This window comes from Pseudomonas sp. BB438, assembly GCF_057180225.1.
Genome location: NZ_CM170001.1, coordinates 2998439 through 3013743, shown reverse-complemented (window position 1 = coordinate 3013743; position 15305 = coordinate 2998439). Strand labels below are relative to the sequence as shown.

Here is a 15305-nt window from a genome sequence, read left to right as displayed (position 1 = left end):
CATTACCAAAATCACTCGCCGTAACCGAGGGGATCAGCCAGGGCAATAGGCGCAACATGCTCCGCACCCACCTCGAAGATGTTCGGCGGCAGCGTGAAACCGCGCAGTTTCAGCATGGCCAGCGGGCCACGGCCCAGCTCGGTCTGCAGGTGCCAGGTCAGCGGTAACTCGTCCGATGCCTTGAGCACCAACTGGAAGCTCGTATCGCTGTCGTCCAGCGAGGTCACCTGCGCCTGTTCCAGCAAACGGATCAGCCCCCACACGCCGGCGTAGTCGCCGAACAGCCGCGCCCCGCCCTTCACGTTGGTCCAGCTCAGCGAGGCACCCGGATGGTCGGTGCCGCCCGGCCAGGTGAACTGCTGCCAGCTCTCCATCTGGTTGAAGTACTCCAGCTTCACCCCATCGAGGATGAAGGTGGTCTCCACCACATTGCGTACCGGCTTGGCCTGCAACTGGAAGGTCATGCCCATGCCGCCGTCGGTGTAGAGCAAGTCGGCCAGTTCGCTGAGTTGGTTCACCGCCCGCAGGAACTGCGGATTGAAATGCAGCCCCTGGCTGTGGGCACTGTCCGGGACCCAGCGGTTGCCCTCCTTGCGCAGCACCCCCCCCAGCTGCGAGCTAATAAACTGGTCGATCCGCCCGGTGCCAGCGCGAATCATCTGCCCCAGCATCGGCAAGGAAGCATCGCTACCCGTAGTAGCGAAGGGATAGCGCCCCTCGAAGGATCGCTCCCAGTTGCCGACGATCGCCCGTTGCCACTGGCTGTTCAGACTGGCCGCCGAGGGTTGAAGTACACCCTCCCAGGCCTGGTTCAGCGGCTGCACGAAGAGGTTCTGGCCAAAGCCGCTCCATTCCGCGCCCAGGCTGGCAGCGATCAGACCGCCGTAGTCGAGGGTATCGGTCAGGTCCACGCTCTTGCCCTGGAACACAGTCTGCGCCAAGGCCTGGGTGGCGACCTGCGGATCACTGGCGTTGGTGATCTGCTGCAGCTTCAGGCGGACCCGCGTGACGCGGGTGAGAAAAGCCTGCAGGCTCAGGTTGTCGCCAACGGCAGAGGCCGAGGCTTTTTCCTTGCCGAGCAGAACGAGGATCGGACCGAACGTCGTGTCCAGTGGGCCACGCGGACCGGCGACTTTCTGGTCGATCGCCGGCTGCTTGTCCTTGTCCAACAACTGCTGCGCCGAGCGCATCAGCGAGTCGCTCAGGGCCTCGCCCTTGGCCTCGGTCTTGCCCTGGTAAGCCAGGGTGTTCATCAGCGCGATCAGCGGCGATTGGCGCACGTCGCTGAGCAAGGTGAGCTGGCTGATGGCATCGGACAGGCTGTCTGCCTTGCGCCAACGAATGCTGTTGAGGAAGCCCAGCCAGGCATCGCTGAACTCCTGGAAGTAGCGCTCGGTCAGTTGGGCCTTGAGTACTTCAGGCTTCAGGTCGCTATCGAGCGTGCTCTGCTGGTCGCTCAGCACCCAGTCGATTTCTTCGCGACGCGCCTCGGCCACTTCGTCGATGGCCTTGCTCACCTGGCCCTCCCAGGCCTGGCGGGTGTAGACACCCGGCACGCTGTTGGGCGTGTCGAACAGCGTCGATGCATCGGTTTCGCCGACCATGTCCAGCAAGGTCATTGCCGCGAAGTTATTGCTCGCCCGGTCGATCACCTGCTGGTAGAGATTGGCCATGCCATTGCGCTGGCCCAGCTGCCCCAGCAGCACTTGCCGGGCCTGGGCCACGAGTCTGGGCTGAATCTGGGTGCGCCACTCAGGATGCGCCGCCAGGTGTTGCGCGTAGAAGCTCCACAGGTTGGGCGACAGGTCTTGCCAGAGGCCCGGAGTGACGCCAGGGCGAGACGCTTCCTCGCGAGTCAGCACCTTGGTCAGGAACTCAGGGTCAGCCTTCTCCGGGCGCGCCATCATCAGGTAGGTCTTGAGCTGGGCATGGGCCTCCTCCGCACGTGACGCGCGCTCGGAGCTGTCCGCCGGCAAGGCGGCGAGGTCCGTCAGTTGTTGCTCCAGGTGCTTGGTGGCGACATCGCGCATCAGGCGATTGTTGGCCTGGGCGTAACGCGGCCACAGCACCGCCAGCAGGGAATCGTTCTGGCTCAAGCCGAAGCGCAGATACCAGGGCCCGCCATGCTCGCGACGGTAATCCAGCCGCGCCATCTCGCGGGTCAGTTCGTGTAGGGCCTTGAGCTGTGCATCAGAATCGCCTTGTGCGTTGAGGGTCGCCAACGCCGATTCCACCGTGGCGATCTGGCTGCGGTTGCTAGCGAAGGACAGCAGCAAGGCCAGGGCGCAAAGGCCGGCAAGCGCCAATCCCGCGATATAGGCCCCACGTACCCAGGACCAGGCCAACCGCCGGCCGCGAGTTTGCTTGTCCCCCAGTACCGCGCTCCAGCTCGCCTCCGGCCACCACGCATTCGGCGTGCCGGTAGCGATACCGGCAAGCTTCGGGCTGAACAACAACCCGCGTAGCGGCACCGAGCGGTTGAGCTGTACCAGGAAAGGACTCAGCGCCTGGCGCCACTGGCTGATGCCAGAGTGCTCCAGGTCACGGGACAGGCGTAGCAGGAAATCATGCTGGGATTGCTCTGCGATCTGGCCGATCCCACGCTCACGCAGCGGCACGACCAACTTGCGCAGCGACGCTTCGATCTGCTCCGCCGTGGCCTTTGCCGGCAGCAGACAACCCACTGCTTGCCCCTCGCGGTCGGCCTGGCTCCAGGGGCTTGCGCACACCTGCCACAGGTACAATGGCGACTGCCAGCGCAATGCCTGGCTCAGGTCGCGCAACTGCCGTACACCCGTGCTAACGGTGGCCACGTCATTGCCCTGCGCCTCGCTCAGCGCCCAGACAATGCCATCCACCGGGCGCGAGCGGCGCAGCGACTTCAACAGCGCCAACACATCAGTTTGCCACTGGCCCTTGAGCGATCCGCCATGCAGCAGCACGGTGTCCTGCCCTTCCAACCATTGCTGCTTGGATAGCCCCGGTGCCACCGCGTCGATCTGATCCGGCTCACCAACCACTAGCAACAGGCGGACCTTGCGCTTCCAGAAGTAGCCGTACTGGGCCTGCAACTGTCCGGGGATCTCGTCCTTGGGCGAAGCACGTTTGCTCGATGGCGGTAGCGTGCCATCCGATGCGGGGCGAAGACCTGTTGCTACGCCCTGCTGCTGGTGCTGCTGACGTTTGACATGGGCCAGCAGCTTGGGGGCGAAACGAAGGATCAGCACGATCACCGACAGCAACAGGAAGGCCAGCACCTTGTCGCGATCCTCGACCAGCCCTATCCGATCGCCATAGCGCCAGATCAGCCAGCCCACTGTCGCCAACGCCACCGCGATCAACGTCGAACCACCCACGCGGCGCCACGAGTTGCTATAGGTCTTCATGCCAACTCTCCCGTGGCGATAGTGCTGATCCAACGCTGCGAGGGCTCCTGACTGAGCAACACCAGCGGTTGCTGGAAGTGCCGGCTCATCTCAAGGCCTAACGCCGTCAACAGCCATGCGCTGAACGGCCCCGGCACGCCGCATAGCGACTCCTGAACCCACTGCTGTCCTACCTGGAACTTCGCCTGCTGGGCCAACCCCATTGAAAGAATGCTCCCCAGGCTTGGCTGCCAGTTCGCACTGTCGGCGAGAATGCCGGTGGCATTGCGTGCGGCCAGTTGGGTTTTTAGGAACAGCGGAATTTCACTGTCCAACTGCTCGACATCCAATGGCATCGGCCGCAGCAGACGGCCTTGCACCGGCAGGTCCCATTCCTGCGCGAGGGCATCCGGGCACAGCAACAAGGCAGCCAATCCATCGGAGTAGGCCTTGGCGCCGTTGACCTGCAGTACCAGGATCAGCTCGATCGCCGCGCCGGGGGCCTTCAGGTTGTCTTCCAGCCATTGCAGGGAGAGTTCACTGACAAAGGTCGGCTTTACCTGCGAACGTTCAGGCACGGCCTTGGGCCAGGCTTTTCCCCACGCGGTGCGGAACGCCTCAAGGCCATCTACGTCGAGATCACTCAGCACGGTCACCCGCAAGTCACGATCTGCAGGCAGTGCATTCAAGGCGGGGCCAACGCCGGCGATCAGCTTCTGCAACGCCGCTTGTACGCGCTCATCACCTGCTGCCGGCAGTTCGGCGATTCGGCAGACCTCTCCAGGACGACGAGGCTCGCCAGGGGCACCCTGGACGATCACGGCAGCAGACACCTGCTCCGGCAATACCACGCAACTCGCCTGCACCCCAAAGCTCCGCTGCGCCCACTGGTTCCATGCGGTTTTGGCGTCATCAGCCTGCTCCTCAAGGAACTGGAAATGACCGAGCGCACCGCCATACGTGTAGCTACGCACCGCGAACGCCAGCAGCCACGCCAGCAACGGCGAGGCGGCCAGCATCCAGGGATTGAAGCTACTCAGTTCGGGCAACCGCCCGGACACCACCAGCACGAACAAGCCGATGCCAATGATCACTGCCAACAGAGCAGCTCCCAGCCAGCGGATCATCGACAGTGGAGCGGGTGCCTCGATGACGTCTGGCGCACGACGATTCCAGGCCATGGCTTACAGCACCGAGCAGTCGGGGGCGCTGGAAATCACCTGGCAGCCACAGGCACTGCGGCAACCATTCACCACCAGTGCGCGGCCGTTCTCGGACCAGTCCGTGCAACCTTCGACAATCGCGTTGACGCCATGGGCAGGGCAACTGACCTGGTCACCCACCAGCGCCACCAGCTTGCCGTGCACCTCATAGGTGGAGGTCGCGGAGATAACTTGGCCACCGTGGGTGGTCTTGTCACCCAGTAATACAAAACCTCGAGACATTAAGAGTCCCTTCCTTCAAAAATCATCCAAGTACACCACCATACTGTCCTAAGTTTTAACTCCATCTACGCCACATATGGAGTTATCGCCCCCTTACCTAACGATCATGTTCTTAAGTCGCTCTATATTTGGGTTGGAGTTAGAGAACTCCCTAGTGCCATCGGGATAGATATTCTCTGCCTTTTCGCCTTTCCCCATAGCTTTAACACCAATGGTTTGAACAACCATTTTTGAATGAAAAATCGGTTCAAATAATACCTTTTTAGCAGTGAGCGCTCGATATGAAAGAAAATCCTGCCTCCCTAGAAGGGTAATGGTCTTCTCGTGCTCACCAATAAATGTTTCAACCACCCACGGATAATAATCTGGCCTAATGGATACGTCGCCATCGACATTTTTCAAGCCATACATGCTTGTTTGCTGAGGAAGGTTTTTATCAAAAGCAACAATAACCTCCCCACCCCAGCCATACTTTAATCCCGTTCCAAACCGTGCTGTATTTTCATAGTGAACCCCAAAGGTCACATTACTTAGCTTCCATTGACAAGTACCACCACCATCTCGAGCTAAACGAGCCTCGTAGAGATCGCTTTGTCCCTGGCGCTGAGGCTCGACCTCGATAGCATGGCCCCCCTGTATCTCGTAACGATTACCGTCTCCATCAGAACGAGAGATGGGGCACTTTGCCGAGCGATACATTACACGCATCGTACTTGCGGCGAGGTCTTTGGGGACTTTCACTGTCACACTGACGGACTCCCCGCCAGGCGGCGGTGAAAAGTCAGTGCTGATGGTCTGTGCGCAACCCCCTAGGCTAAACAAGAGCAGCATCGCGCTTACAGTTGTTGGCATGACAAAGCGGCGGCTCAGGGGGACGCTAGTTTGTCGAGAGCGAGTAATATTTGAATGAAAGTTCGCTCCGCAAAGACGGTAGCATGCTTGATCCAAGCTTTTGCTCATGGTATCAGCTCCACTTGTTTGTCAGTTTCAGCCGATTTCTGCACTTGGCCATAAGGCTTCGCTCGCATGATCTCGACTGGCAACCCCGCCTCCTGCTCACGGCAGAAGCGTTCAACCGCTTCGGGGCCACCGTCCATTTCTCGAGTCATCGGCAACGTCATGGTCATAAGCTTCTGCAAAGTCAGAAAGTGCTTGTTACGCAACTTTTCCGCTTCAGGAATATCCTTGTGGGTCATCTGCTGTTCGAAGCGATCGCGTTGCGCCTTTCTCTCCAAGGGCCGGGCAGGATCGGCCAACTCCAAAAGTTGATTGTGGAGGAAGGGCATATACGAAATGACCATCTTATGATCCTCCGCGCTGGGGGCGCCGCGATCAGGGTTGGTATGCGGAGGGAAATAGCGCTGCATGCTCTCCTTCGATAGCGTCTTCATCAGCGCCTTCTGCTCTTCACCGGCATAGCGGCTTTCGGCAGCATCCAGACTTGGCACCAGATAGAGAAACGCCCTCGCGGGCAAGCGTCTACGGATCTTGTTGTAATAGGGAGCGCCAAGGCCATCCTTGCTTCTATACGCTGGATAATCGGAGCCTGGTGCCTGCTCCAAAATGTGTTGGTCGGCCTGGTAGTGCATGACGATATTGCCGTGATGCCAATAGGGGTCGCCGAAGCCTATGAGCTTGCTGGCCAGCAATTGAGGCACTGACCAGACGTAGCCAAGTATCGGTCCTAAAGGACCGAATGACTTGTACAGGAAGTTATCCAGCTCAGCTTCAGGTGGCACGCTGGTGACCATGTCGCAGTCATTTACATGGCGATAATGTGTAATATCACTCAGACTTTCCACCGCCTTTTGTGTAAAAACACGAGGCATGCCGTATGTATACAGCACAGGATTTGCATTTCTTAATTCAGCCGAATGAATCAATGCCAATGCACCGCCTAGGCTATGGCCGCAAATGAATAAATTCTGATCAAAAGCGATCATCCTTTGCGTTAGTGCTTTGAATTGTCTAGAGAACAGCTTCTTTGCAATCTCAAATGCCTGCAAAAAACCATCATGAACACTACCTGCTGAAGTCAGGAAAGTGCACTGATTCGCCGCTCGCTTTACATCACAGTCGGTCCCATCAGGCAGCCTTGGTCGGTATTGGAAGTCCGTCAACCAGTCGATGGGCTCTTGGGTGCCACGCCAAGCCACCACCATTTGCGATTTATTACTGAAGTAAAAGAGTTGGGTGTTTTCAATGATGGTGAAGGGGGTAGCTGGGTCATCCAACGGTGGCTTGGCATCGAGTGTGTCCAGCATTACGGCTGTTGTGTAACGCTCATCGAAGGGGACATCCATTACCACAGCAGGTAACTGTTGCCCCTTGGAGTCAAGCATCATTGGAGTGCGGGATAGGTCCAGGCATTGGCGAAAGAAGAACTCCTCCACCGAACCGAACTCCACGTCAGGATCTACCTCCATCCCTTTCTCGAGCTTGTCGTGTACGACTGTCGAGTAGGTCAGGCTAGCCATCACCCCCAGGTTATAGCCATTGACCATGCTGTACTCGGGCTGGTGATGCAGCACCAGTTGCCAGGCGCGGAAGGGGCAGACTTCCAGTACATGGCGGCGATCCAGTTGCACGGCCGGGACGGTAAAACCTTGGAAGTCCGGGTCCGGGAAATGAAAGCCGGGTAATTTTTCCGGGTCAGCCAAAGGCGGATCAAGCGTTGGCAACCGGTCGCTCAGTTGCCCAATACGCACGTAGTGGTACAGGTTCCCCGCTGCCCGTGCTTCTTTCTCGCGCGGCGAGAACCCCGGTGGTGATGGCTCATAGGTATAGGCGTGGACCTTCTCCACCGGCGTTTCGGCCCGTTCTGCTCGTAGCCTGCGGGTTTTCAGCGCTTCTGCCAGAGGGTCGGCATCTAGCCATAGCGTGACCGGAATCGTCTTTAAACCATCCAGCCGAATTACACCCGTCGCGTCACTGGTTCCTGTGAACTCTGCAATCTCTCCGCAGCGCACGGCGTCATTGATTGCTCTGTAGGGAAGATTAGGCAGCGGGTCACCGCGCTCGTCTATCAGCTGCAGTTCAAGCCAGTGCTTGATTTGCTTACCCACTTGGACGTCTTTTATAGGGCACAGCGTGTCGGTACGGTGATTTCTATCGGACATGATCAATCATCCATGAAAGGACTAGATAAGAGTTGCGCCCTTGCCGACCGCTTTGGCCAGCTTGAGAAATTTCACTTTCGCCGGTTCTTTTCATTAAATCTCACGCCCCCATGTTTATCCTCCACCATCCGATGGCAATACAGATCACGCTCTATTTGAAATACTTACCCCAGACAAATAACGCAACAAGCCACGTGCAACTGAGACATATAAGTCCCGCTACCCATCGCATACGGAGCAAAATGCCTCTTGGGAGGTTGTGGAGTTCTTCCGGCAATAGATCGCCTCTGGAAACATGAACTTTTGGCCAGACAATTGCTCCGATAACAATCAGAAGCAGGGTGCAGCGACTTGGAATTGATCCGCCGCGCCATCCCTCCAAATAGGAGTGAACAACCCTGCTTTGCCTGAAGGCTTTATCGATCTCTTCCATGTCCACTTTCGCCATATATGCAACCAGAGCAAAAGGGAAAATTAAAATAATGAATGGAGCAAATAGGGCGGCAATCGTGAGGCTCAATTTAAATTACCTGCATCATTTTTATTTTCCATCAGCCATTAACGCCAATGGAATAATTTTTAACTCACGGACCACTTTGTAAATTCCTCTAGCTCTTCATCAAAGTAATCCGCCGTCCTTGAAGCCAACAAACCACCTGCCATTCCACCAGCAATTAGTAACGCAATAGCGCAAACCGGAGCCCCTGGCCCACACACGGTACTAACAGCCAATCCAGCTAATGCAGTTCCAGCGATCCCGCCACCAATGGCAGCGCCTTGTTTTATGGTTTCCTTGGCTTTGTTGTCTGCATTGGCAATTTCATAAGCGGCGTAGGCAATTGTTACGACAATCATTACCTTGCCGGCAATCCTCAAATTTTTATTAAGGGTGTTGAATTTCGTTTGAGGCCTTGCAGAAGCCTCTATTATTTCGTAATGAACCGCATTTCTTTGCTGCTCACTAAGCTCCAGGAACTTCTTGCCAAATTTTTCAACGGCATATTTATCAAGCAGCTGCTCAAGAGTTTTAGGGATTCTCTTTTCTTGCTCAGCAATGGCCAGGCCATGCACCGAAGTCTTTGCTCGAATTTCGGCCATAATCTTATTTCGCATTTCACTACAATATTCGGCCGCATCTTTTACAGTGGTTCTTTTAGACCTGACCTCTTCGAGCACTAATTCCTTCATCCTCTTAACGTTTCGGTTATAATTTTCCCGCTGCTTGGCATCACTGATAAAATCGGAAGAGAACTTTAATGCCGCTCCTTCGTATAGGCTGAGAGCCCGTTCAAGCGCGTCGTCGTCAGCAGGATGCATTTTTTCTGCCAGATAATAGCGATAGAATGAATCCATTCCTTAAGCTCCGTAACGCTTGAGAATTGCAACAGCCATGCTTGGCAGTTCTTCGGGCTGATCAAGGTTTTCCAACTCTAGGTTTACACAGGCATTCCCACTGATCGAGTTAAAGCGCACGGAGTTATCAGCTTCAAAAACCCCCTCCAGCTTTGCGCCATCATCCATTGTTGCGGTGCAACGAATACCCTCGTAGCTCATATCAGATGGACCAGTAAAGCCGATCCACCTTTCGGACTCAGGGAAGTCAATCTTCAAATTATCTGGTGTTAAAGTATGGAGAGGCATGGTCTTACCGTCCCTGTCCGTGACGCCGTTAAATACTTCTCCGGCCGCTGTCGTAACCCGATAACTCGTGAAAGTCATAGGCGCCGCTCCTTCCTTTAACGTGTAGCGTGCGCTATACCCTCCCGGCAGAGGCGTAGGTGGAATATTTAGTCTTGTACTGCCGAGCTTCTGCACATTGGCAGCTTTCAGATAAATATTGCCGGGCGCGCCGAGTTCGATATCTCCACCCTTGATGCGAATGTAGGCGCCGGCACAGTGCAGCACTATCTCTTGCGGAGCTGTTATCTCTACTCGACCGCCCGTGCTCTCGACCTTGACCTCATTGCTGGCCAGAGCATGCAGGTCACCATCTTGGGCATGCAACTCGACCTTGCCGTGGGCTGCTTTGAGTTGCATGCCCGCTGACTGCGCCAGGATGCTGACAGAATCCTCAGCCACCGCCGTGAAGTCCCGACCAGAGCTGAGGTCAAGGTTTCGACCAGCCATGACTCCCACACTCTCGCCACCGGAAGAGATGCAGATCGTTTCGGGGCTGAGGATGCCTACGCCCTCGGGGGCGTGCACCAGTACGCCGGGTTTGGCCAGGGTATTGAGGGCCTTGTTCAGCCGAATCTGGCTGTCGAGGTCGCCTGGTTTCACTTGGGCGCCTAATGCAGCCGCGCGCATGGAGCGCGCCAGAGAAAGAGCACTATCCAACTGCTCAATGGCAGCATCCATCTGCAGAACTTCGGCCTGGGCCTTTTGTTGTTCATCAGCGCTGATGAACACGCCCTTACCCGCGCGAACCGATCCCCAATCATCGGTTCTCAACTCAAATCCTTCGCCGCGCTGTTCTCTTTGCGCATCCACCAGGTGGCCAAGGTTGAGCTGGCTTTTGCCGCTGTACTCGGTGGAAAGCTTGATGTGCTCTTTGCCGCGCGTATCGTCCATGCGAAGCTTGTTGTTCGCCGGCGTTCTCAGCACATTCCGCTTGTGATTTCTTATGGTCACGTGGTCAGGCTGGAGATTCGTATGAAGGGCATGGGCAATGAACGGCCGATCCGGGTCGCCCTGCTCGAAGGCCACGGCGACTTCGGTACCGGCCAGCAGGGGCAGGTGCAGGCCATGGGTGTCTCCGGCGTAGGGCCGTGCCAGGCGCAGCCACATGCTTTCGCGGCCGGCGGGCCACGTGTCCCTATCGAACAGGAAGTTAACTCGGTACCTGCCTTCTCCATCGATGTTGCTGTACGGGTCGTTCTGCTGCGGGCTGGTGACCCGCGCTGGGACGGTGCCGGCGATACGCGGCTTGGCCGGTACCGGCGGGCGGAAGGCGATGTTGCCGTCGGGGATGGCTTCGAAGTGGACTTCGAAACTGCGATCGCGAGCGGCAGTGCAGTGGGTGCGGACGATCAGCGCGCCTTCGGTGAACGCGGCGGGTGCGCCGCCTTCGACCTTGAGCACGTGGCCGGGGGCCAGGGCCGCACTGCTGCTCGCACCGTCGAGGCGGAGCTGGTCGTTCAGGTAGCGCTCGTGAGCCAGCTGCGCGTAAAACACGCCGCTTTCGGCATGGCCTTCTTCATCGCCACGTGCCAGGGGATCGCCGAGGATCTGGTAGTGCTCGTCGGCGTAGTGGTAGGCCTCGCCGTAAGTGGTGGTGGCGCCGCGGGTAAGGTCAGCCTGACCGTCGAGGTTGGCGCCAGCGTCGCGCGAGTAGTAGGCGCGGGTGCTGACCAGTTGCTGGATGACCTGGTGGTCGGCCTGCAGGCCCCACACGGCATCCTGCCCGGTGGCTTCCAGCCCGCTCAGCGGGCGTAGCGGCAAGGTGATGTCGCGCTCGTAGTGCATGGGCGAGTCCTTGAACTCGACCACGTCGATTTTCAATCGCGCGTCCATGCTGAAGGAAAACCAGATTCCTCGTTCCGCGCAGAGCCTTTTTACGTACGCTAAATCGCTCTCTCCATATTGCAGTAGTTGCTCGTGCTGCTTGTAGGTTCGACCTAGGTCGATCAGGAAATCTTGCCCACGCATGCCATGCCGCCGCAGGATGATTTCCACCACCTCGGGCACACTTTGATTCTGGTAGATGCGGTACTGGCAGCCTTTATCGAGCAGGGCCAGGCGCGGCTCGAGCGTCAGCTCATAGCGCGCCTCGTCGCGGGATGAGGAGAGTCTTTTGAAGCGGGTGATGACGCCATGTAGGGTACGCAGCGGCGCCACCGGAGGCGGTGTGAAGCCGCGGATGGTCACCGAGGGCGGCGCGGCGCGCAGGCTGAAGGTGGCGTCCTTGCCGAGCATCGTATCGGCAGCGATGTCGAGGTTGGGGCTGGTCACCTCGATGGCGTAGCAGAAGGTTTCGCTGAGTGCTTCGGTGCCGGAAAATGCGAGCACATCCAGCAAGGCGCTCTGGCCATCCACCGTGACGGTGTGCCGGGAATGATCGAAGAAAGTACGTATCTCGTTGAGCATGGTCAGACCTCCGCGCTTTCAAGAGCCGACGGCTCTTCGCTGAATTCCAGGGCGATACCGTCATCAGCGCTGTAGCCGAGCGTGACGGCTTTGGCTTTGCGCTGGCTGGCTTGGCGCTGCAGCAGTTGCTGGCTGAGCACCGGCAGGATTTGCTGGTTGAGCAGGCTGTCGATGTTGCGGGCGCCGCTGTCGGGCAGCAGGCAGGCGTCTACCAGTGCCTGGTTGAGGCCGTCGTCTATGTGGCAGGCAATGCCGTAGTGGCGCTGCAGGCGCTTGGCGACCTGGCCGAGCTTGATGGCGACGATGCGACCCAGCGCAGCAGCATCCAGCGGCCTGTAGATCAGCGTCTGGAAGCGCGCGAGCAGCGCGGGCTGGAAGTGATCGCGCAGCATCGGGCGCAGCGGTTCCTGCAGGTCGCTGTCGGTGGCTTCAGGGCGTTCTTCCAGCAGGGCCTGCAAGCGGTCACTGCCCAGGTTCGAGGTCATCAGGATGACGGTGTTGCGGAAGTCGATCTCCCGCCCTTCCCCATCGCGCATGAAGCCGCGATCGAATACCTGGTAGAACAGGTCAAGTACATCACGGTGGGCCTTTTCCACCTCATCCAGCAGAACCACGCTGTAGGGGCGCTGGCGGACCGCTTCGGTCAGCACGCCACCCTGGCCATAGCCGACGTAGCCGGGCGGCGAGCCCTTGAGCTGACTGACAGTGTGGGCTTCCTGGTATTCGGAGAGATTGATGGTGACCAGGGACTTCTCACCACCGAACAGGCAATCAGCCAGGGCCAGAGCGGTTTCGGTCTTGCCCACGCCGCTGGTGCCTACCAGCAGGAAGACACCCAGCGGGGCGTTTTCGGAGGTGAGGCCGGTCTTGGCGGCGCGCAGGCGTTGCGCCATGTCGGCCAGGGCGCTGTCCTGGCCAATGACCCGCTGGCCGAGTTGCTGCTCCAGTTCGAGTAGGTTGGTCTGTTCGTCCTTGAGCAGGCTGCCCAGGGGGACGCCGGTCCAGTCGGCGATCACTTCAGCGACGCAGCGGGCGTCGACGTCCAGCGACAGCAGTGGGTGATCGCCCTGCAGGGTCTTCAGTTGTTGCTGCAGGTCGGCGCTCGCCTGGGGGGCGCTGCTGCGGGCCTCCAGTAACTCGCGAGTCAGGGCGAGTTCCTGCTGGTACTGGTTTTGTTGCTGGAGGAGTTGATCCTGTAACTCCAGCTCGCGAGTGCTGATGGCCGTCAGGCGCTCGGCGGCCAGAGTGCCGCTTAGTTGGGCGTCCTCTTCAAGGGCCTGGCGTTCGAGCAGCAGCGCTTGCTGTTCCGCCTTGAGTTGCACCAGCGGCTGCGGCTCGCAGTCCAGGCTCATACGGACACGGGCGCTGGCGGTGTCGAGCAGGTCGACGGCCTTGTCCGGCAGTTGGCGGCCGGTGAGGTAGCGGCGCGACAGGGTAACGGCGGCCTGCACGGCGGCGTCCTGGATGTGCACGCCGTGGTGGCTGGCATAACGGGCCTTCAGGCCACGCAGCATGAGGCAGGCATTGGTGTCGTCGGGCTCGTCGACCTTGACCATCTGGAAGCGACGCTCGAGGGCGGCATCACGCTCGAAGTACTGCTTATATTCGGACCAGGTGGTGGCGGCGATGGTGCGCAGTTCGCCACGAGCCAACGCGGGCTTGAGCAGGTTGGCGGCGTCGGCGCCGCCGGCTTGGTTGCCGGCACCGATCAGGGTATGGGCTTCGTCGATGAACAGCAGGATCGGCGTGGGTGATTGCTGGACGGCGTCTATGACGTTCTTCAGGCGCTGTTCAAACTCGCCCTTTACGCCGGCACCGGCCTGCAGCAGTCCCAGGTCGAGTGTGCGGACGCTGACCGGTTTCAGGCTTTCCGGCACGTTGCCTTCGGCGATGCGCAGGGCCAGGCCCTCGACCAGCGCGGTCTTGCCCACGCCGGGCTCGCCGACCAGTATCGGGTTGTTCTTGCGTCGACGACCGAGGATGTCGATCACCTGGCGGATTTCGTTGTCGCGACCGTAGACGGGGTCGATACGCCCTTCTCGTGCCTTGGCGGTGACGTCCTGGGTGAACTTGTCGAGGACGGCGAGCAGTGCGTCCTCCTTGTCCTTCGGCGCAGCGAGTTCGGTACGCGGCGACTCGGCCAGGGCCACCTCTTGCTGTTGTTGCGGGCGCTCTTCCGACTGCTCGTCCAGCCAGGGCAGCAGGCGCTCCAGCTGTACTTCGCTGAGGCTGAGCAACGGCCAGGCGGCTTCGCACTCCAGCAGCGCCGGGATCTCGATCAGCGCGCCTAGCAGGTGGATCGAGCGCAGGTGCTGGTTGTCGTCATTCAGCGAGGCGCGCAGCCAGGCGTTCTTGACCAGTTGCTGCAGGTTGGCCGCCAGCTGCGGCTTGCTCCGCACGTGGCGCGGCAGGTTGTCGAGGTGGTCCAGCAGGCCTTGCCAGATGGCGTCCAGGTCCCATTCATAGCGCCGCGCGATCAGGGTCAGGTCGCCCTCGCCCTGTTCCAGCAGCTTGAGCAGCCAGTGCTCGATGTCGATGGCCGGGTGGGCGCGGGTCTGACAGAGCGAGGCGGCAGCGCTCAGTGCCTGGGCGCAATAGGGGTTGAGGCGGCGAAGCAGGTGGGCGGACTGCTGTCCCATGATGCGTTCCTTGCAAGAACCGGCGGCCCTGCCGGGTGGCGGCAGAAGCAAGTCACCGGTGATGACTCAGAGAAGCGGCTGGCCACCGACTTCCCGGTGGCCAGCCTGATCACGGCAGTCGAGCTGGCTCGACTGCCGACCAGACGGCGTCAGGCGGTCTGACGTTCGTTCCAGGCGTCGGCATGGATGATGTTGCCGTCCTTGTAGGTCCAGGTGATCTTCTCGTAGCGCAGCTCCACTTCTTCGAGGTGGTTGTGCTTCTCCTTGGAGGGGTCCTTGATGTCGTGCATCTTCGGTGCGACTTTCACGACCTTGACGTTCTCCAGGAGGGTGTTGAAGTACTCGACCTCCTGGCCCGCGTCATCGATGCGGTACCACTTGAACTCGGCGCTCTTGAGGGTCTGGCCAGAGCTCACCGCCTTGTAGAAGTACGGGCTGGACGCGTCGATTTCCTTGGTGAACTTGAACGGCGTGTGGATGCGGGTGCCAGTCAGCTTGCCTGTGTTGTTGTCGGTCGGGATATACAGGCTGTGATCCTGGGCTACGACCTCGACGCTGCCTTCACGGCTCTGGACATTGACCGAACCCTTGATGTCCGCACCACCGTCATCTTTCAGCCACAGGTAAACGGGAATTGCCATGGGGAAGTTC

At 59.1% G+C, this 15305-nt stretch carries 9 protein-coding genes; all 9 read right to left on the bottom strand.

The genetic code is table 11. From position 1 onward, the window contains the following. Positions 1–11: 11 nt before the first annotated feature. Positions 12–3386, bottom strand: a complete 3375-nt coding sequence (locus tag AC1ZV1_RS14075) for an ImcF-related family protein (RefSeq protein WP_484297281.1) — start codon at positions 3384–3386, stop codon at positions 12–14. Beyond that, a complete protein-coding gene (locus AC1ZV1_RS14070) occupies positions 3383–4546 on the bottom strand; it encodes a hypothetical protein (RefSeq protein WP_484297280.1) in 1164 nt (387 codons plus the stop codon). Before AC1ZV1_RS14070 ends, AC1ZV1_RS14075 begins: the two co-directional genes overlap by 4 nt. Positions 4547–4549: 3 nt before the next feature. Beyond that, a complete protein-coding gene (locus tag AC1ZV1_RS14065) occupies positions 4550–4810 on the bottom strand; it encodes a PAAR domain-containing protein (protein WP_279832553.1) in 261 nt (86 codons plus the stop codon). 93 nt (positions 4811–4903) lie between these two features. Further along, a complete protein-coding gene (locus tag AC1ZV1_RS14060; protein WP_484297279.1) occupies positions 4904–5770 on the bottom strand; it encodes a hypothetical protein in 867 nt (288 codons plus the stop codon). Further along, positions 5767–7929 carry a lipase family protein gene (locus tag AC1ZV1_RS14055; protein ID WP_484297278.1) on the bottom strand — a complete coding sequence of 721 codons (2163 nt, stop codon included), beginning with the start codon at positions 7927–7929 and terminating at the stop codon, positions 5767–5769. The genes AC1ZV1_RS14060 and AC1ZV1_RS14055 overlap by 4 nt, the downstream gene beginning before the upstream one ends. 579 nt (positions 7930–8508) lie before the next feature. Further along, a complete protein-coding gene (locus AC1ZV1_RS14050; RefSeq protein WP_484297277.1) occupies positions 8509–9282 on the bottom strand; it encodes a hypothetical protein in 774 nt (257 codons plus the stop codon). A gap of 3 nt (positions 9283–9285) precedes the next feature. Next, the gene (locus tag AC1ZV1_RS14045; protein WP_484297276.1) at positions 9286–12015 is read right to left on the bottom strand and encodes a type VI secretion system Vgr family protein; all 2730 of its coding nucleotides are present in this window, start codon (positions 12013–12015) and stop codon (positions 9286–9288) included. Between the two features lie 2 nt (positions 12016–12017). Beyond that, positions 12018–14654: a type VI secretion system ATPase TssH gene (gene tssH, locus AC1ZV1_RS14040; RefSeq protein WP_484297275.1), complete on the bottom strand. Its 2637-nt coding sequence runs from the start codon at positions 14652–14654 to the stop codon at positions 12018–12020. Between the two features lie 149 nt (positions 14655–14803). Continuing rightward, the gene (locus AC1ZV1_RS14035) at positions 14804–15295 is read right to left on the bottom strand and encodes an Hcp family type VI secretion system effector (RefSeq protein WP_017519252.1); all 492 of its coding nucleotides are present in this window, start codon (positions 15293–15295) and stop codon (positions 14804–14806) included. Between the last annotated feature and the right edge of the window lie 10 nt (positions 15296–15305).